Origin of the sequence: Candidatus Liberibacter sp. (assembly GCF_014048425.1) — a bacterium.
Lineage (GTDB): Bacteria > Pseudomonadota > Alphaproteobacteria > Rhizobiales > Rhizobiaceae > Liberibacter.
This window is the reverse complement of the sequence record NZ_JACETX010000010.1, coordinates 13,251-33,146: the sequence shown is the minus strand read 5'-3', so window position 1 is coordinate 33,146 and position 19,896 is coordinate 13,251. Positions and strand designations below refer to the sequence as shown.

Sequence of the window (19,896 nt, the reverse complement as noted above, 5' to 3'; positions counted from 1 at the left end):
AACTTTTTGCAATCAAGAGTATTTTTGAACGGCTGTGATTTGGAATAAGTTACAGTCGTTCATATTATTTATAAATTGCAAAAATTATGACAAGTCTTGGCTTGTCTAATGCGCACATTGATGAACTAGAGATTGCCATACGATCTACAAATTGCCTCAGACGCGATAATATTGTTTATCTTGGTGATTTGATTCAAAAAAACTGAAGCTGAGATATTGCATACAGCAAATTTTTATCGAAAGTCTTTTTTAAAATTAAAGGGGATTTGAAAACGATGGGGGATTGATGGCTCTCAGTTGGATATCAATTTTCAGCTTGTTGGCAGAAATATTCCAAACATAGATATCCTTCCTGTTCAAAACATCAAGTATTGTTGTAACTATTTTTCTTATTGCGAAACATTCGTTTAACTTTAAGCCCTATAAGCTATATCTTGAGCTCCAGATATCTGATTATGCCAAACATTATGATTGATTGTTCCAATTTGCGGTGCCTTCATGTTTTAAGGAAGGAAAAGCTATTGAAATTATTTTGTGACTTAGCCCCGTGAAGAACAAGAACAACACCCCAGAGAGTTCAATATTAAAGCCATTGCGAATTCTCTTCCTCAGTATAACAGTGATAATTTTTGTGATCTATGCACTTTTTAATATGGGCAAAAAATTCCGTTATTACGTTTATAGGAAAATGATTTCAGACAGTAAAAGGAACATAGAAATGCGATTTCTGCATATCTTTAGTAACAACTATAATTAAATGCCATAATTTCACAATTTATAAATAGTATGAACGACCGTAACTTATTCCAAATCACAGCCGTTCAAAAATATTCTTGGTTGCAAAAGTTGCACATACAAAAGTAACTTCAAACCACAATACCAAAACCGCAACTAAAATACGCCCACCAATTTATAGCAGTGCAATTTATTTAGGAACGGGGTGGCAGAGAGAGTTAGCTGCCTAAGGTCCAGCATTCCCAACTGCATTTGCAATCTTATTAAATTTTGCAGCAATAGATTGTCCAAGCGTCGTTGCTCCAACGATTATCGCTATCGCTATAAGAGCAGCAATCAAACCATATTCAATCGCCGTAGCACCAGATTCATCCTTTAAAAAATCTCTTAACACATCATTTTTCATCGCAAAAACCCCCTTACTTCATTCAACAGATAGAAAATACATGTCAATGACACAATCTATTGTATCAATACAAGACATATTGTGCCTTATAAAATGTTTCATTAGTATTAATTTTTTTACATTGTATTGAATTGGATACTTTATAATTATTCATAAGTATTAATCAGGCAAAAAAAATCTATATTTTACAGATCGATGCGTAATCGGTGCACTACAATAATATCCGTTTTTATGAATCATAACGTTTGCATTTTATACATTATAAAAGAGCATGATATCGCAATGCTATCCCTCCACGTCCCCTTTTTCTGTCTGAAATCCATTTTCCTGTAAATACACTAACGGCATTTCTAGTAATTTTAACGAGTGCATAGATCACAAACATTATCACCGTTATAATGAAGAAAAGAATATGCAATAGCATCAATATTGAAATCTCTAGGGGGATTTCTCTTATTTTTCAAAGCACTAAGTCGCAAAAGAATTTCAATATATTTTCCTCCCTTAAAACATGAAGGCACCGCAAATTGAAATAATCAATCCCAATACTTTGAGTAATCATATAGAGAAATGGGCACAATAATAAATGCCATAATTTCATAATTTATAAATAGTATGAACGACTGTAACTTATTCCAAATCACAGCCGTTCAAAAATATTCTTGGTTGCAAAAGTTTCGCATACAAAAGTGACTTCAAACCGCAACTAAAATACGCTTATCAAATCAACCGCCGTCGTTAGTGGTAGAGTTTTTTACTGCGTTTCTAGCTTCCGGCGGCGGAAAGTTTATTTGTAATATACGCAAATTTGTTGCTGATGGCGTTTCCAAGAGACGATGTTGCAGCGATCATCGCTACTGCTATAAGAGAAGCGATCAAACCGTATTCAATAGCTGTAGCGCCAGATTCGTCTTTTAGAAAACATTTTACAAGAAATAACATAGCCAAAAAAATCTCCGATTAAAAAACATAAAAATATAAAAATATAATATACAGACTAATTAAAAATATTTTCTATAGGCTAATTAATTATTATACAAGTTTTTTAATAGCCCTTTGTTAGGATAAAATGAAAAATATTTTTAACTTTTTAAAATAATAGCTTATAAACTAAATTTAAACCAAATAAATTCACGTTCCATACACTATAAGAAAAAATTTAACATTTTTCACAAAGCTATTTTAAATCAATGCCTGTTAGAGCCTCCTAATGTCTTAATGCCTTTCGAAGACTTGCCCTTGCTCGAAATACTTTTTGTATTTTTTTTGCTAGAAGACGTAATAGGACTATTATTAACTGCGTTCGCCGAATCGTCCTTGCTAGCCAGCATAGCAGAACCAGAAATCTTGTTCGAAAGCACATTAAATTGATTTGAGAGAACTTTTCCAAGAGACAAAGCACCTGTAATCATCCCTATTGAGATGAGGGAAGCAAGCAAAGCATACTCAATAGCCGTAGCACCAGATTCATCTTCCTTTAGAAAATTATTTGAAAAAAATAACATAATTAAAAAAACTCCAATATAAAAATATAAAAATATAAGTTACAAACTACTTTATAACCATAAAATGCGCTTAAATTCCCTTATGTCAATATAAAATTAAATAAAACATTAGTATAATTACAGAAAAAAATAAATTAATACTTTTAAATAAAAATATATACTAATAATATTATATATAATGTGAATATCACGATATTTGCTGCGAATAAAAAATTATAATGTTTACACGGAGAACTTTAATCCATGCTTATGCGATTTATTATTCGACATGTCCATAATCACTGTCATTTTATTTTTTATGCTATAGTATCCAGCAGGATTGAGATTAGAAATCTTGTTCGCAAAAGCCTTAAATTGATCCAAGATACTCTTTCCCATAGAAAACCGAATCTTTGGAAACATAAGAGGTCTCTGCGACGAGCAAAGCAAGAAAGATACAACTCAATATCCGCAGGCATAAAATTCATCTTTTAGAAAACACTTCTAAAGAAAAACGACATAATTAAACATTACTCATTTAAAATGTAAAAAAATAATGCATGAACTAATTATTTAGTGTAAAATTAATTTAATATCTTTCGATAACGCTGGGACAATAATAATCCTTACCCGTAAAACAGGAGATTTTATTATCATGACCATTGCTGATATTGGCATTGGAATTCCTAAGTCAGCTTTGAAAAAAGTTGGACAGCTATCGAGATACTCTTTAAAAAAAAATCTCGGCAATTTTACCACAATTTAATAAAGGGAATTTACACTCTGTATACCCTGCGATCATAAAAATTATTATTTTTCATTAAGGTTACTTTTACGATGTACACACGACTTGTGTTATTAGCTTTATCCATTTATTTTACCCTCTATAGCTATTCTGGATTTTCACAAGATTTGAAAATAGATCCTGTGATTTCTCGTCCTATACAAAATAAAAATCAAGCCACTACTGAAATATTAAAATCTGTTAACCCTGTTCAAAAAAAATCAAGACCTCCCGAAGAAGTTAATGTTTCCCAAGAGGCATTACCAATAGGGCATATTTCAGGGAATATTTCAGGAAAGCCTCCAGAAAAGAACGAAACGATCCGTATAGAGAATGGCGAATCTCGCATATTTCGCTTTGACGCCCCCCCTATAACGGCGATTCTTGGCAATCCAAAAATAATATCTGCAACATCTACCAATGATGGGCAATTAATAGTTACCGGCAAAAATTTAGGCTCTACTAACCTAGTTGTTCTAGGAAAAAATAAAACAACCCTTCTTGATGTGCTGATCGTAATCTTTCAGAGTACAACTAATATTATACAGGTTCAAAGTCCTGATGGTCAGAAATCTTTCTACTGCAACCCGAAATGTATAGAATTTCAGCCAAATAAAGTATGGGAATAGAGAAAATAAGGACTGATCTAGAGCAATGTTTCATATTATTAAAAAAGGGATAATGAGCATGAATATCAAACATGCCATAGTTACCAGATAAAGAAAGCTAATATCCCCCCTAACATAGCTTTACGAAAAGAAGAAAGAAATCCCTTGTATCAAATGATTGTGTCTCTATTTTGTAAAACATCTTCCTCTCTTACGACACGAGCTTCCGATACAAGCATAATGGGAACACCAGAACGAATCGGGTATGCAAGAGATGCTTTTCTTGAGAATAATTCTCTGCTATTCGATATTAATTTCAGAGTATCTTTTGTTAGGGGACAAACCAAAATCTCTAGTAATTTCGGATTGATCCTATTAATATTGTCATCCATACCGTCATCCTTTTTACTGCAAACGATTCCTGCAATGATAAAAATCAGGAGAAAGCTCAATCTGCATGATTGCAATCAAAGTCTGGGTGCGTGCTCGAAAATCCGGAGCTTCTAGCAATGCCTGTTTTTCAGCCTCACTAAAAAATGACATCATAGCAAGTGAATTAACTAATACCTTGTTGCTGGCTTTTTCAATACTATCCCAGTCAGCCTCTAAATTATTTATCAGAAGATACTTGCGAAAAACTTCTAACAAAGCAATCCTGTCAACTCCTTCATTTTCATCAACGACAAGATCTGAAACAAATGTAGCAATGTAAAACCAACGCCAAGAATTTAACCGATACGCTTCTTCTAGCAAACGAAACCGACAAATACCTGCTAAAGTTACGATATAATTACCATCATCGGTCTCTACAAAAGACGTAATACGCCCGATGCAGCCAATTTGAGACAAACCTTGATTATCTTCAGAAAAAGCTCCATTTAGTGCTGGCTGAACCAATCCTATCAGCCGATTTCCAGACAGAACGACATCAAACATTGCAACATATCTACGCTCAGAAACACTAAAAGAAGACCGACTACCCGGCAACAAAAACATGTCCGAAAGGGGAAAAACTGGGATCAATTCTGGAAGATCTTCCCTAGTTTTATATGTCATATTACCAATTTTCATCGATATCACCAAACTTGACTAACCATCAAACATATCTCTTACCATCATTATATAACAGGATAGGTAAATAAAGGAAATCTTCATTCTTAATAGTACACGAAAGTATGATCACATTAACGATAAAAACACAATGACTAGAAAACCCAAAAATGCTGTTATATTATAGTGACGATTTACAGTCTATTTTCTTTTCCTTAACCAAGAAAAATAAGGTAGCTTCATGAACGATGCACAAAAAAACAGTTTGTTACAGAAATATGACTATGATACCTAAGAAAAAATCGTTTTCTCCGTTATACTTAGTCTCGAAGAAACTGTCCAAAAACATCTGATCTACGAAGGATTCTTTAAGTCCCATGCTCTCAACACCTTATTATTTAATCGACAAGCAAAAACTTCTAAAAAACCTCGAGACAGCGTTATATATTCGAGAAAAATCTGGTGCTAAATTGCTCCTTGCACTGAAATGCTTCGCTTCGTGGGGAATATTCGATGTATTAAGTCAACATATGGATGGAACAACCTCTTCATCTCTCTATGAAGTTATGTTGGGCAAAGAAAAGTTTGGCAAAGAGACCCATGCTTATAGCGTCGCCTATAAAGATTCTGAAATTGACGAAGTACTCTCCCGCTGTGACAAGATAATTTTCAATACCATTTCTCAGTTAAGTCATTTCAAAGAAAAAGCTTTACGTTCGCAAAAGAATATTGGCTTGCGCATAAATCCATTCGTATCATATTCCGATTTTATACTTGCCGATCCAAGTCGTCCATTTAGCCGCCTCGGAGAATGGGACAAGAATAAGATAGAATCCGAGATAAACCATGTGAACGGATTGATGTTTCATAATAACTGTGAAAACAAGTCTTTTCCCCATTTTGATTCAATGCTCAACCACATTGAAAAAAAGTTTGGTGATTTTATCACCCGTGTTGAATGGGTTAGCTTAGGTGGAGGCATTCATTTCACAAATGAGAATTATCCTATAGACAATTTTTGTCAGCGCCTAAAAGAATTCGCACAAAAATATGCCATCCAAGTATATCTAGAGCCAGGAGAGGCAATAGTAACGAATACCGCAACATTAGAAGTTACTGTGCTTGATACGTTGGTGAATAAAAAAAATTTAGTAATCGTTGATTCTTCTGTAGAATCGCATGTTCCTGATCTCCTTTTTTTCCAACAATCTGCAAAAATATCACCCAATATAGGATCCTATACAGCTATGGTATGCGGAAGATCCTGCTTGGCTGGAGATATCTTTGGAGAATTCAACTTTGAAAATCCCGTTCAAATAGGAGATAAATTATCATTTGAAGATGTCGCAGGTTATAGTATCGTCAAAAAGAATTGGTTTAATGGCATAAACATGCCCTCAATTGCAGTGAAAGAACTCAATGGATCAATCAAGACTTTACGTGAATTTTCTTACGATGACTATCATCGTAGTCTTTCCTGAAAAGCACCGCAAGCATTACCGTTGTAAATCAATCGGCTGAATCGTATAACAAGAGAAAAGAAAGCTCCGTATTTTATGAAAAAAAATGTTTTAATCATCGGCGCTGGAGGCGTAGGACATGTAGCATCTCATAAATGCGCACAGAACAACGATATCCTTGGAAATATCCATATCGCTTCGCGAACACTAAACAAATGCGCAAGAATAGTTCAGGACATCCACGCAAAGGGATCTATGAAAGTTGCAAGTGCCCTTGAAATACACGAATTGAATGCCTTAGATATTAATTCCTTGATAAAACTAATAAGGAAAACAGATTCCCATATAGTTATAAATGTCGGATCGGCTTTCCTCAACATGTCAGTATTACGTGCTTGCATTGATGCAGACGTCGCATATATTGACACAGCTATTCATGAAGAGCCGCACAAGATATGCGAAACACCCCCTTGGTATAATAATTATGAATGGAAGATGCTTGATGAATGTCGTGAAAAATCTATCACAGCAATTCTTGGCTGCGGATTTGATCCCGGAGTAGTAAACGCATTCGCACGCTTCGCAAAAGACGAGTATTTTGACAAAATTACAGATATTGACATAATAGATGTGAATGCTGGCAAGCATGATAGGTATTTTGCAACAAATTTTGATCCAGAAATAAATTTCCGTGAATTCACTGGCGTAGTTTATAGTTGGCAACAAGGCCAATGGCGTGTCAACAAGATGTTTGAAGTCAGCAAAGAGCACGATCTCCCCATTGTTGGAAAACAAAAAGTTTACTTGAGTGGACACGATGAAATTCACTCTTTATTCAAAAACATGAATGGCGCTGATGTGAGATTTTGGATGGGTTTCAGCGATCATTACATTAATGTATTTCGAGTTTTGAAAAATATTGGACTTCTATCAGAACAGCCAGTAAAAACTGCTGAGGGGAAAGAAGTTATACCTCTAAAGGTAGTAAAATCCGTATTACCAGATCCTTCTTCATTAGCCCCAACTTACCAAGGGAAAACCTTCATAGGTTGTCTCGTTCGTGGAATATATAACAAAAAGGAACAAGAAGTATTTTTATATAATATTTCCGATCATGAAAGCGCTTATCAAGAAGTAACCAGCCAGGCTATATCTTATACAGCCGGTGTGCCTCCTGTTACCGCCGCCATTCTGATAGCAGAAGGAGTTTGGGATATTGGGAGAATGGTAAACGTTGAAGAACTTCCTCCAGAACCATTTCTTAAAGTTCTTCACAGATGCGGTCTTCCAACCTCAATTTACAATAAGGATAGGAAACATACTCTACTCTTTGATGAAAATTCTGCAAAAAAAAGGTAATTCTGTGCCTACCAATAAGCAGGAAAAGTCTTGATTTGGTAGTCGTCTTTAGTGAATCTAAGAAGATTCTTTCCAGCAAAAGAAATCTCTAAAAAGAAAGATGTCTATTTTTTGAGGAGAAGGAATATTTTTTGACGTTATGATCAACAAGAAGAAATCCTGTCTTCCTTTCTTTCTATTATTAGTATCTTCTCCCAAAAACCACTATAATATTCAGAAAATGATTCTGGTTTATCTTTCATAGAAAACAATTTTTGGCGAATTAGTAGCATGACCTCTGTACGGACACTATCCAGACAGCAAATCTTGACCACCATGCTCTTTTATGCGGATGCTGGAGTTTATTGGTTGTTTGATCCTCAAGAAGAGGAAAACAATAAAACAAAATCAACAAATATAATCCATAAAAAAGCTACTCCATCACATTTCTCTGCAAATTTAGTATCAGTCTCTCTTGAGATAGATCATACAATTGTAAAAAAATCTTACTCAATCGCAAAAAATGCCCATTCATTATCTGAGCTTAAATCAGCAATCTCCTCCTTTCGTGATGACATCTTCCAATACATGGAATCCTCAACTATCTGTGCGGATCAAGAGGGACAAAAAGATCTCATGATTATAGGCTATGTACCCAGCTACGATGACGATATAAAGGGACAACCTTTCTCTGGAAGAATCGGAAAAATGTTAGATAAAATGCTTGAATCTATAGGCATTACGAGAATACATACATGTATTTCTATGATTGTACCGTGGCATTCGCTCGGAAATCGAAAACTTTCTGCGACAGAAATAGAAATTTGTCGCACTTTTATAATGCGACAAATTGAACTTGCATCTCCTAAAATTCTTCTTTTACTTGGAAATTCTGCAACACAATTTTTTTTAAAAAATGACGAAAAAATCTATGCAAATCTCGGAAAGTGGAACGAACTCACTGTTAAGGGACATACAATGCAAACTTTATCCACTTTACATCCTCAGGAAATTTTGGAGTATCCCCTTATTAAAAAAATTTCTTGGCGAGATTTGATAACTTTAAAAACTGCACTCGAAAGTTAGCGCGAAAAATCATCAAGATTCGGTTTTTTATTGTAATGCAATTTATGCATACCTAATGTTCATCTATACCACTTCTATTTCTCATTCGTTTATGTATAATCATACTTGATTTAAAAATATTATATTAGTTTTGTGGATTTATTTTATTGATTTTTAAAGATTATTATTTGCAGATATAGAGGAGATTTGAATTATCTATCTTTGATTTTTTACGTCCTACCTAGCTTATTTCTTCCTAAGAATTTTTTAAAATATATTACTCTGACGTAAGGTATTGCTTCTACTTTGTAGGGGTTATTTTTGGCTAATTTGTTTTTAATGTTTTATTTTAAGATCTGTTAGTCATACGATGCGGATATGAGAATATAAAAAAAATCCTCTTTGCTTCGTCGGTTTTCCACGAAGAAAAACATTGAGTAATGATGATTTAGTGCTACCTGCTATTTAAATATTTGTACATAATTTTTCATAGTTAATTTTTATTAAGCGAGGACACCTTAATCGGTGTCCTTATTTTCAGAAAATGAACAAAATATTATAATAAATAAAAATTGAAAACTCAAAATAACCCATTACAATAAATTCGAATTTGTTGTATATTGAGATTCCTTCCCAAAAAGATAATAAAACCCGTGTTCCGTGTTCCGTGTTCCGTGTTCCGTGTTCCGTGTTCCGTGTTCCGTGTTCCGTGTTCCGTGACAGGATGCCGTCAGAAGTGATGAGAATCCTATCAAAATCTTTATCCTCGTTTTTTTTAGATGCCCCTGAAAGATAAACCCATTTCCCAAAAAGCTCTTTCTTCTATGTTACTTATCAAATATTCCCGCTGCTTCTGCAAAAAAGTATGAATCGTATTTAAAATATTTGAATAAAATTTCCCCGCCTTATTCATATCAACAGTGAAATTGCATTAATTATCTTGAGAAAGATTCAACTAAATTGAACCTCCTCCGAAAACGCTAATCGCACCTTTTAGGAAAGATCCATAAAAACCACATAAATCAAGATAGATTACCGCAGATCCCAAAACCATATTAAACAAACGATATCCCACCAAAATAAGGGCTATTATTTCGCAATACAGAGAAAAAACATTCAGAAAGGCTGAGAATTCATTGAGTGGATTTTAGTAAGTTGCTACCTTACAACGTAAATTTCTGCCCCAAATATAAACGTCGCACATCCGCATTGCTAACAATATCCTCAACTGTGCCATGAGCCAAAACTTCTCCTGCGTGGATGATATAGGCACGATCAATTAAATTTAATGTCTCTTGTACATTATGATCAGTGATGAGCACACCAATACCCCGCGCGGTCAAGTCTCGAACAAGGTTTTGTATATCACAAATTGCAATAGGATCAATACCAGCAAAAGGTTCATCAAGTAATATATATCTCGGAGAACTAGCCAAAGCTCGAGCTATCTCCAAACGTCTGCGCTGACCTCCAGATAATACTAGTGCCGGCAAACTACGTAATCCTTCAATTTTAAATTCCTCTAGAAGAATATTGAGCCTTTCGTGACGCTTTTTCTTATCTTTTTCATGCATCTCCAAAACTGCAAGGATATTCTGTTCCACGGTCAATCCACGAAAAATTGATGCTTCTTGTGGCAAGTAACCAACACCAAAACGAGCACGTCGATACATAGGCATCTTTGTTGCATCATTGCCGTCAATTTCAATTACACCACTATCTACGGGAACCAAACCGGTTATCATGTAAAAACATGTGGTTTTACCTGCTCCATTTGGACCAAGCAATCCTATAATCTCTCCAGGCTTAACATCTAAAGAGACATCTCTAACTATGTACTCGGAACGATATATTTTCGTTAAAGAACGAGCAGATAAAAGATTTTCATGTTGAATCGTATTCTGTAATGAATCTCGACTTCCCCTGAATCTTGTAAAAAAAGATAATATTTTCACGATTTATTAGAAACCTTACGTGGGGTTGTTTTGCGTTTTCGCAAAAATTTCTACCTGTACCTGTTGTGATTCACAGGCCTGCAACTTAGCTTCATCTGTATTAAGGTTCACGACCAACATACACCCTAAATATGTATTCAATCCTTCTTTTAAGATCACTTCTTTTCCTTGAAAAACCAAATTTCTTTTCCGAAAATCAAAGAAACCACTATCGGCTATAACCTGTCGTACCTTTGATTGTACAAAAACTCTCTTATTGATGTTTACATAGTCAATCTTACTTCCCGCAGCAGGATCTGCATTATTGTAAAATATAACCATCTCTTCCGCTTTCAATGAAACATCTTCCTGAGTTGCAACTACATTTCCAATAAAAGATGCTTTTTTAGATTCATCCTTTACTTCCAAAAAATTGCTCTTAATATAAATTGGCTTATTCTCCTGAAACCACGAATTTTTCGCACGAGGAGATAAAGACTGAGATGCAAACGCCCCTGACGATATCATCATCAATGCGAATACCCATATATAGCATACCTTATTCAAATATAAATTCATTGCATCTCGAAAATTGTATTGATATCTTACTCATCTTTTCTCTGAAACCAACCCGGCTGCACTATCACTCCTACTTCCCCTGAAAAATTCACAATCTCACCAGCCTTTTCTATCTCGACTGATCCTGCAGAGATTAAAAATTTCGAATTGGTAACAATCAAAGGTTTTGAACTCATCAAAGTCGAGTCTTTTATCTTGATAATAGCTGACTGAAGATACATCTGTGTACCATTCTTTAACTTTACCATAAAAGGATCTTTAATCCCAAGAATACTATTATCAAGATCAAATGTTGCAGAATTCGCAGTCATATGAACAACATCATACCCATGTGCAGGTATTGCAATTTTGAGATCCTTTAGAACATACTTCTTCCTATCTAGATCTGTTTCTATGTAATCTGCATTCAGTACGTATTTTCCCTTATCACCATCATAATTTGCAATCTTGAAATTTTTCATGAACATTTTGCCAGATTCGGACATCAACAAATCTTCTGGCATTTGAGAAAAAGTACGAATATGTACATAAGAAGAGAAAACAAGCTTAGCTAAAAGCACTATGGTTATAATAGGTAAGACTATCTTCAGCCATAAAACGCATCTTGAATGTTTATAAGCCTTTTCTCTTTGGAGTGACTTTTTTTCTTTTTGATCTACTCTAGCCATGAAAGAACGCCGATCCTGTGATGAATAATTTTCCTATTATATCAATATTCTGATTTGTAAGAAATCTATTTTATTTTAATATTAAGGTGAACTACCTCTTTCTTTAGAAACAAAATATTAACGTTTACCTTGCTATCTATGATGCACGCTGAGGTGTATATAAAATTGGAAGATTTCCTTTTCTATGCTTTGCATCAAAAGAACTTTATTTGAGAAGATTAAGTTCCGATATGTGATTGCGCTTATGGTTATAGGGTTTGCTCGCTTTTTCTGGAATCTACTCGCTGAATATCTATATGTTCCACGAGTCAAAATATCCAGACTCATAGGAGATAAATCGAAACCAGAGGTGCATTATGAAAAGTTCTAAAATGATTCTATAAAGGACTTATCAGCATCCTCACTTGGTTGATAACCACCTATGAGAGGAGACTTATAGATATTTTGGAAAGGGAAGAAGCAGTTTTAAAATCTCTATATTCATTAAAGGGGGCACTTCTTCTAGTATTCCACTCTAAGAATAGGAGTGAAATTCTAGTCGTAAGGTAAATCGCTTCTGTCGGATTGTTGTCAATTTGACGGAATCTTAGAACCTTCCAGTAATAAAGTTTAGGTAGGAGAAGAATCTTGATAAAATCTGATTTAATAGACATAATCGCAAAGCGTTATCCTCATATAACACATGCTAATGTTAAGGACATAGTTGATACGTTATTGGAGGAAATGTCGAGTGCACTTGCATCTGGAGGACGCGTTGAGTTGCGCGGATTCGGTTCTTTCGCTGTCAAGAAACGCGCAGCACGGATGGGTATAGCCCCTCATACGAGAGAAGTTATCTCTATTGGAGAGAAATGGGTTCCTTTCTTTAGATCCGGGAAAAATCTAAAGCAGCGCCTCAATCCTTCATTACCAGATGATGCTGATAGCGATAGCGATAGCGATAGCGATAGTGAATAATTATCCAAACTTGTATCTTTGAGTGATATTTCGTAGAATTCAAGGGAACATATCCTAGGACGATGCTATATCTTCCTTAAAATTTATTCGCCTTTGTTCCATTCTATGCCTGACATCTTTCGGCTTCGTCTTTCAGGGGTTTTGCACTTTTTAATGGCGCCATGCCTTGAAAATGACGAAGCCGTTTTTTATGCTTGGAGGCTTATATCTTTTTCGTCTAGATAGAATAAAATATCGCCAAAAGATGATTTTTCTATATATGCCTTTGCTTAAAATTCAGCAAAGGATTGCAGTGATTCTTCGATAGGTCTTACGCATAAATATTGGAATAAACTAGGCGATAATTATTTTTTTCGAACGGAGACGGAGGATAAAGCCTAAAAGTTTTCTAATACTACTCAATTGTTTTTATGATACGATATATTTATAGTACTATACGAAAAACCTTTAATTTAAAAGACTAGTCTATATCAGGAAGATTATGCTAAACAGCAACATGCTTAAAACATTTTTTAAAAACAAACCAAGGTTTCATGAGATAATTTCCTATCGCCGTATTGCAATCTTTTTATTGATTGTTTTTTTGTTGATCCTTGATCAATCCATTAAAATGGCCATGGACTCCTATCTTATTTTACACCATCCTTTTTACGTTTTACCTTTTTTCTCTTTATACCTCACGTATAATACTGGTGTAGCTTTCTCAATCCTTGCAAACACATCACCTTGGTTGATTATAAGTATGCGTATACTTATCGTTTCTGCTGTCATTTTGATATGGAAGAAAGCCAAAAATTCCTATATCCTTGATGCAGGATATATGTTGATTATCGCCGGCGCATTAGGAAATTTAATAGACAACTATCTATATGGATACGTCATTGATTACGTGATGTTGCATATCCGAATATGGTCTTTTGCTATTTTCAATTTTGCGGATTTTTTTATAACTCTAGGCGCGTGCATGCTAATTTATAATGAAATTATCCTTTTATATAAAGAAAAAAAATCATCGTTTTAGGTATTTAAAAATCCCTTAAAGCCCGAATCTCTATACCCCATTCTTAAAAAATAATTGGTCACATCTTAAAAAGAATCTATCCTATTGTGGATTTTTCCATTACTTTCAAAATCCAAACGATAAGGGAATAAATTCAGTATGACGAATCAATCTCAATCACCACAGGTATCATGTCTTGAACAGCTAAATTCGGATAAAAGCCAAAAATTAGCCACCCCCATGATTCGTCAATATATTGAGATAAAATCCGTTAATCCTGATAGTTTGCTATTCTATAGAATGGGAGATTTTTATGAACTGTTCTTTGAAGATGCCCTTGTAGCTTCTCGTTGCCTTGGAATAACCTTAACAAAACGTGGCCAATACTTAGGAAAAGATATTCCGATGTGCGGTGTTCCAGCCCATACTGCGAATGACTATCTTCAAAAATTGATTAAATCAGGTCATCGTGTTGCCATATGTGAACAAACTGAAACTCCTGTCAAAGCAAAAAAACGCGGAACGAAATCATTAGTACACCGTAATGTAGTCCGTCTCGTAACGCCAGGCACCATTACCGAAGATCAACTTCTTTCCCCTGCAGATTCGAATTACTTGATGGCATTAGCTCGCATTCGCAATGATTGGGCAATTGCATGGATTGATATTTCTACTGGAATTTTTAAAATTTCTACATCAGATAATAACAGATTAATTGCGGATATAATGCGAATCGATCCACGAGAAGTGATCTTTTCTGAAATAGAGTTATCCTGCCCTGAAAACAAATCACTCCTTGGTACATTAGGGAATATAGCCGTACCACAACCATCTGTATTTTTTGACAGTACGATTGCTGAAAATCGCATTACTACCTACTATGGAACCACAACTTTGGATGGTTTTGGTTCTTTTTCTCGATCTGAAATAACAGCAGCAGCAGCAATTATTGCCTATATAAAAAAAACACAACTTTTAGAAAAACCTACTATTGGAAAACCTGAACGGGAAGATATTAAATCAACGCTGTTTATCGACTCTGCAGCTCGCATTAATTTAGAAATAATGCGAACATTATCGGGGCAGCGTGAAGGATCCCTTTTAAAAGCGCTTGATTACAGTATAACCGGAGGAGCAGGAAGGCTCTTCGCTGAAAGACTTTCTTCGCCTTTAACAAGCCCTCAGAAGATAAATACTCGTCTCGATTCAATAGATTTTTTCCTTAAAAATTCAAAGTTGATTTCGTCTATACAGACAATCTTAAAATCTTCTCCCGATATACCAAGAGCGCTTTCTCGTCTCAAAATTGAACGAGGCGAGCCACGAGATCTCGCTGCTATCCGTGACGGAATACGTTCTGGTATGGCTATACTTAACATCATACCTCTTGATGCGATACCGGAGGAATTGTATAACGCAGTCAAGAAACTGCAAAATCTCCCTATTTCTCTTGAAGCAACACTATCTTCGATGTTATTGGAGGAAGTGCCCGCTCTTAAACGAGAGGGAGGTTTTCTGCGCGATGAAGCAGATCCAGAGCTAGATGAAGCAAGATTATTTCGTGATCAATCCCGACGTGTTATTGCATCCCTACAATTGAAATATGCAGAAGGAACAGGAATAAAACATCTTAAAATTAAACACAACAATCACTTGGGATACTTCGTTGAGGTAACATCTAATAATTCCAATATACTAACAGAAAATTCAGAGAACAAAGCTCGCTTTTTACATCGCCAAACTATGGCTAACGTAGTGCGTTTTACCACCCTTGAACTTATCGATCTGGAAAATCGCATTGCTAATGCTACTAACAAAGCTTTGCTGATTGAATTAGAAGCCTTTGATACACTATCTCAATCTATAATAGACAATTCGGGATCTTTAACTTCTGCATCACAGGCAATTTCTATAATTGATATATCCATCGCTTTAGCAATGCTAGCCAAAGAACAAAACTATTGTCGCCCTATCGTTGATACTTCAAGGAAATTTATTATAAAAGATGGACGCCATCCGGTTGTTGAAAAAACATTAAAACACCAGTTTTCAAAACCCTTTGTTGCTAATGACTGCAATCTATCTTGTCCTGATAATGAAAACGATGGAAGTCTTTGGCTTCTAACAGGCCCTAATATGGGAGGAAAATCGACATTCTTACGTCAAAATGCCTTAATTTTGATCATGGCACAAATGGGATCCTATGTCCCTGCATCTTTTGTTCATCTTGGAATCGTAGATAAGTTATTCTCACGCGTTGGCTCTGCTGACAATCTTGCAGGGGGACGCTCTACTTTTATGGTTGAAATGATTGAAACAGCAGCGATTTTAAATCAAGCAACCAACCAATCATTCGTTATTCTTGATGAGATCGGGCGAGGAACTTCTACTTTAGACGGGCTTTCTATAGCATGGGCAGCTATAGAACACTTACATGAAATTAATCGTTGTCGCGGATTGTTGGCGACCCATTTTCATGAATTAACAGCTTTATCAAAAAGTTTGCCAAGATTGCATAATGCTACTCTACAAGTCATTGAAAACAAATATAAAATTATTTTCCTTCACAAATTAGAGCTAGGAATTGCTGGTCATTCCTATGGAATACAGGTAGGAAAATTAGCAGGATTACCATCTTCAGTAATATTTCGTGCCTATGATGTTTTAGCAAAATTCGAAAAATTGTATTGCAATAACCAGGCAGGAGAAAACATTCCTTATCAAATATCACCACTTCAAACTAGACAATCGAAAAAAGAAACATCTGAAAGCAGAGAATTTCTTGAAAAAATTAAACAGCTTAATCTTGACGAAATGACCCCTCTAGAAGCACTAGATACACTTTATTCTTTTAAAGAGAGTGCTCTGAAAATTTCTTCAAAAAACTCCCTTTAAAATCCCCTTCCTATCATATGTACTGAGCTTAAATTTTCACAAAAACTACAGGGAAGAAAACCTTCTTCGCAGAAAGAAACTCAAAGTTATCAGAATTTTTCTCTTTTTTACTATTGACGGCACCGCCGATAATAACGAACCTCTTTCCCTCTCCAATAGAAACTCCAATTTTGCAATAGTTTTTATAAACTATATTTTCTCCATCAACTTCAATATCTGCTTAGAACAACTGATTAAGCGAATATATCATATTCAGAATATATGTCTTTATGATATAAAAAACACCTCTAAAAATCCATTAATAGCTCTAAAAACTACATGTTACGACGTAAAATTATGAAAAATTTTTCCTTAAACAATAACTGCTACCGCTACCGCCTCCTCCACCAACCTAATCTCTTTTTGGCTGGAGGAGATTCTGTAGGATCACAATTATTCTCAGAAAAAACGCCAAGGGAAGGCTGAACGAAGTCAGGAGAATGACGGAATCCATCCACGGAATAACCCACCCTATGAACATCAGAAGAAACATCGTCTTCCTTTATAAACAATTCATTCACAGTGCTTTTTACTGGACCTAAAATATCAGACGGATGAGGAGGAACATCATCCCCCTCTATAGCAGGACGCCTATGACGCTTATTACGTCTCCGCCTTCGCCTCCGAAAAGCAGGAGAGGATCCATCCGAAGTAGAAGCCTCTTTTTTTTCTAAAGAATCTTCTTGATCTTCCTCTTTAGAAGCCCCGAAGACTACATCATCCTCACTTTGCGAATCTCTCGTTTCACAAGAAACATCCCCTTTTATCTCATCATATAAAGACACATCTTGCTGAGAATCTTCATTCTTCCTATCATATTGCAAAAAAGAATCTCTGTTTTCATCAAATCCAGAAGAATCAACCAAATTCTCAATTTTCACAGGACATTGAACAGAGGTTCCCTTTTCAATGTAGAAAAACTTATCTTCAAGTCGAGAGCCAATCACTATATTAATTGAGACCCCAAATCTCTTTTCATATTCGATAATTGCAGCACGTTTCTGATTGAGAAGATATAGAACGACTTCTGACGTCGTATGCACAGTAATATTATACGCAGTACATTGCAGCAAATAATCTTCTATACTTCTCAGAACACTCAGCGCTATTGAAGATTGAGATCGAACATATCCTGCTCCTCCACAATGGACACAGATTTTCGTAGTACTCTCAAGAACGGAAGCCCGAATACGTTGCCGCGACATCTCCAAAATTCCAAAATGAGATATACAACCCACCTGAACACGTGCCCGATCCCTTTTTAAGCTTTCTTTAAGCTTTTTTTCCACAGCACGATTGTTTCGTTTCTCTTCCATATCAATAAAATCGACAACTATTAAACCTGCCAAATCACGGAGACGTAGCTGACGAGCGATTTCTTCAGCAGCCTCCAAATTAGTTTGAAAAGCTGTGTTTTCTACAGAATGTTCCCGGGTTGAACGTCCTGAATTAACATCTATAGCGACAAGTGCTTCCGTTTGGCTAATAATAATATAACCACCAGACGGTAGAGTTACTTCAGGCTGATGTAGACAATTTAATTGAACCTCAATCCCGGAACGAGAAAAAATTGGATGAACATCTCGATATAGAAGAACTATCTTGGCATGGCTAGGCATCAAGAGCTTCATGAAATCCTTTGCTTCACGATACCCTTTCTCGCCAGATACAACAATTTCTGACATATCCTTAGCGTAAAGATCCCGAATTGACCTTTTAATCAAATTGCCCTCTTCATAAACTAAATGAGGAGCAATCGAATTTAAAGCCAGTGTACGAACATTATCCCAAAGGCGCATAAGATACTCGAAATCGCGCTTTATTTCAATTTTTGTACGGGCTGCGCCAGCAGTGCGCAAAATAACACCCATCCCTGGAGGCACCTCAAGTCCACGAGCAATCTCCTTGAGATTTTTGCGATCAACAGGATTCGTTATCTTCCGAGAGACGCCTTCTCCTCGAGGCGTATTGGGCATCAATACAGAATACCGACCTGCCAAAGAAAGATATGTCGTAACTGCAGCACCCTTATTACCTCTCTCTTCTTTAACAATTTGCACCAATAAAATCTGACGATTTTTTATTACTTCTTGAATACAATACTGTCTTCTAAATTTTCGAACCGTAGCCTCATCCTTTGGAAGATCCTCAGAATCAGATGTAACAACCGCATCTTCTGAGATTTTCTCAACATCTCCCTCTTTCTCAAGAGAGGTCTGCTCCTCAGAAAGAACATCTCCTTGCTCTTCTTTTGCGTCACATAAATCATCTGAATCTGTATCAGAACTTTCAGCTTCACGACAATTTACCTGGGCAGCTGCTTTCAATAAAGCCTGACGATCTGAAAATGGTATCTGATAATAATCGGGATGTATCTCTGAAAAAGCGAGAAAACCATGGCGGTTACCTCCATAATCTACGAAGGCAGCTTGCAATGAAGGCTCAACACGCGTAATCTTCGCTAAATATATATTTCCCTTTATTTGTTTCTTGTGTTCAGATTCAAAATCAAGTTCCTCTACAAGATTATCACGCAAGACGACAACGCGCGTCTCTTCGACATGCGAAGCATCAATAAGCATTTTATTTGCCATATACTTCTCTCTCCTCGGCGCTCAATCCATGAAATAATCTGAAATACCGAAAGATCAGAAAACCACGAGTGAGCTGCACTAGACGACAAAGATATTTTGTATCTCAAATGCGCATTCAGCATAAATACGAGGAATCTCCCCCTTCTTTATTACGATCACATAAACTCAAAAAGCTTCCATGCGACATGAGTCAAACTAACTTATAACCAAATACAAAGCCCCTTTCCCTACCAGAAAGAGTCCAACAAAACCTTATCCAAATCAACCACAATACATGGAAGACAGGAAAACCGACTTACA

At 35.7% G+C, this 19,896-nt stretch carries 15 protein-coding genes and 2 pseudogenes; 8 read left to right on the top strand and 9 right to left on the bottom strand.

Translation table 11 applies throughout. The features are described 5' to 3' along the window. Window positions 1–116: 116 nt before the first annotated feature. A pseudogene (locus H0G72_RS02130) lies at window positions 117–267 on the top strand (DNA-directed RNA polymerase subunit alpha C-terminal domain-containing protein); the annotation flags it as partial. A 694-nt stretch (window positions 268–961) separates the two neighbouring features. Here the strand turns inward: H0G72_RS02130 and H0G72_RS02125 are convergent. From H0G72_RS02125 to H0G72_RS06210, 3 genes and pseudogenes are all read right to left on the bottom strand, one after another. Continuing rightward, window positions 962–1,141, bottom strand: a complete 180-nt coding sequence (locus H0G72_RS02125; protein WP_182017146.1) for a Flp family type IVb pilin — start codon at window positions 1,139–1,141, stop codon at window positions 962–964. Between the two features lie 765 nt (window positions 1,142–1,906). Continuing rightward, window positions 1,907–2,083, bottom strand: coding sequence for a Flp family type IVb pilin (locus tag H0G72_RS02120; RefSeq protein WP_182017144.1), 177 nt, complete (start codon window positions 2,081–2,083; stop codon window positions 1,907–1,909). Window positions 2,084–2,475: 392 nt separating this feature from the next. Further along, window positions 2,476–2,646: pseudogene (locus tag H0G72_RS06210) on the bottom strand (Flp family type IVb pilin); the annotation flags it as partial. Between the two features lie 891 nt (window positions 2,647–3,537). On the opposite strand from H0G72_RS06210, the gene H0G72_RS02110 reads away from it, so the two are divergent. After that, window positions 3,538–4,038, top strand: a complete 501-nt coding sequence (locus H0G72_RS02110; protein ID WP_182017140.1) for a pilus assembly protein N-terminal domain-containing protein — start codon at window positions 3,538–3,540, stop codon at window positions 4,036–4,038. A 149-nt stretch (window positions 4,039–4,187) separates the two neighbouring features. On the opposite strand, the gene H0G72_RS02105 is transcribed toward H0G72_RS02110, so the two are convergent. Both H0G72_RS02105 and H0G72_RS02100 read right to left on the bottom strand, forming a co-directional pair. Beyond that, window positions 4,188–4,409 carry a Trm112 family protein gene (locus H0G72_RS02105; protein ID WP_182017138.1) on the bottom strand — a complete coding sequence of 74 codons (222 nt, stop codon included), beginning with the start codon at window positions 4,407–4,409 and terminating at the stop codon, window positions 4,188–4,190. Between the two features lie 13 nt (window positions 4,410–4,422). Further along, the gene (locus tag H0G72_RS02100) at window positions 4,423–5,088 is read right to left on the bottom strand and encodes an LON peptidase substrate-binding domain-containing protein (protein WP_182017136.1); all 666 of its coding nucleotides are present in this window, start codon (window positions 5,086–5,088) and stop codon (window positions 4,423–4,425) included. Window positions 5,089–5,444: 356 nt separating this feature from the next. Here H0G72_RS02100 and nspC point away from each other — a divergent pair, with 356 nt between their 5' ends. The 3 genes from nspC (at window position 5,445) to H0G72_RS02085 (ending at window position 8,951) form a co-directional block, all read left to right on the top strand. Then, window positions 5,445–6,548, top strand: a complete 1,104-nt coding sequence (nspC, locus tag H0G72_RS02095; RefSeq protein WP_182017134.1) for a carboxynorspermidine decarboxylase — start codon at window positions 5,445–5,447, stop codon at window positions 6,546–6,548. Window positions 6,549–6,623: 75 nt separating this feature from the next. Next, window positions 6,624–7,886, top strand: coding sequence for a saccharopine dehydrogenase family protein (locus H0G72_RS02090; RefSeq protein WP_182017132.1), 1,263 nt, complete (start codon window positions 6,624–6,626; stop codon window positions 7,884–7,886). A 270-nt stretch (window positions 7,887–8,156) separates the two neighbouring features. Beyond that, window positions 8,157–8,951 carry a uracil-DNA glycosylase gene (locus H0G72_RS02085; protein ID WP_182017130.1) on the top strand — a complete coding sequence of 265 codons (795 nt, stop codon included), beginning with the start codon at window positions 8,157–8,159 and terminating at the stop codon, window positions 8,949–8,951. 1,142 nt (window positions 8,952–10,093) lie between these two features. Here H0G72_RS02085 and lptB read toward each other — a convergent pair. From lptB to lptC, 3 genes are all read right to left on the bottom strand, one after another. Then, on the bottom strand, window positions 10,094–10,825 hold the full coding sequence (gene lptB, locus H0G72_RS02080) for an LPS export ABC transporter ATP-binding protein (RefSeq protein ID WP_310649475.1): 732 nt from the start codon (window positions 10,823–10,825) through the stop codon (window positions 10,094–10,096). A 75-nt stretch (window positions 10,826–10,900) separates the two neighbouring features. Continuing rightward, complete coding sequence (locus H0G72_RS02075; RefSeq protein WP_182017126.1) at window positions 10,901–11,395, bottom strand: LptA/OstA family protein; 495 nt, start codon at window positions 11,393–11,395, stop codon at window positions 10,901–10,903. A gap of 74 nt (window positions 11,396–11,469) precedes the next feature. Beyond that, the gene (gene lptC / locus H0G72_RS02070) at window positions 11,470–12,111 is read right to left on the bottom strand and encodes an LPS export ABC transporter periplasmic protein LptC (RefSeq protein WP_182017124.1); all 642 of its coding nucleotides are present in this window, start codon (window positions 12,109–12,111) and stop codon (window positions 11,470–11,472) included. A 627-nt stretch (window positions 12,112–12,738) separates the two neighbouring features. Between lptC and H0G72_RS02065 the strand changes: the two genes are divergently transcribed. From H0G72_RS02065 to mutS, 3 genes are all read left to right on the top strand, one after another. Next, entirely contained in the window at window positions 12,739–13,068 is a 330-nt protein-coding gene (locus H0G72_RS02065) for an HU family DNA-binding protein (protein ID WP_182017122.1), read from the top strand. Window positions 13,069–13,549: 481 nt separating this feature from the next. Then, window positions 13,550–14,089: a signal peptidase II gene (lspA, locus tag H0G72_RS02060; RefSeq protein ID WP_259345096.1), complete on the top strand. Its 540-nt coding sequence runs from the start codon at window positions 13,550–13,552 to the stop codon at window positions 14,087–14,089. Between the two features lie 138 nt (window positions 14,090–14,227). Beyond that, window positions 14,228–16,963, top strand: coding sequence for a DNA mismatch repair protein MutS (mutS, locus tag H0G72_RS02055; protein ID WP_182017120.1), 2,736 nt, complete (start codon window positions 14,228–14,230; stop codon window positions 16,961–16,963). Between the two features lie 371 nt (window positions 16,964–17,334). Here mutS and H0G72_RS02050 read toward each other — a convergent pair whose 3' ends face one another. Continuing rightward, window positions 17,335–19,596, bottom strand: a complete 2,262-nt coding sequence (locus tag H0G72_RS02050; RefSeq protein ID WP_182017118.1) for an Rne/Rng family ribonuclease — start codon at window positions 19,594–19,596, stop codon at window positions 17,335–17,337. Between the last annotated feature and the right edge of the window lie 300 nt (window positions 19,597–19,896).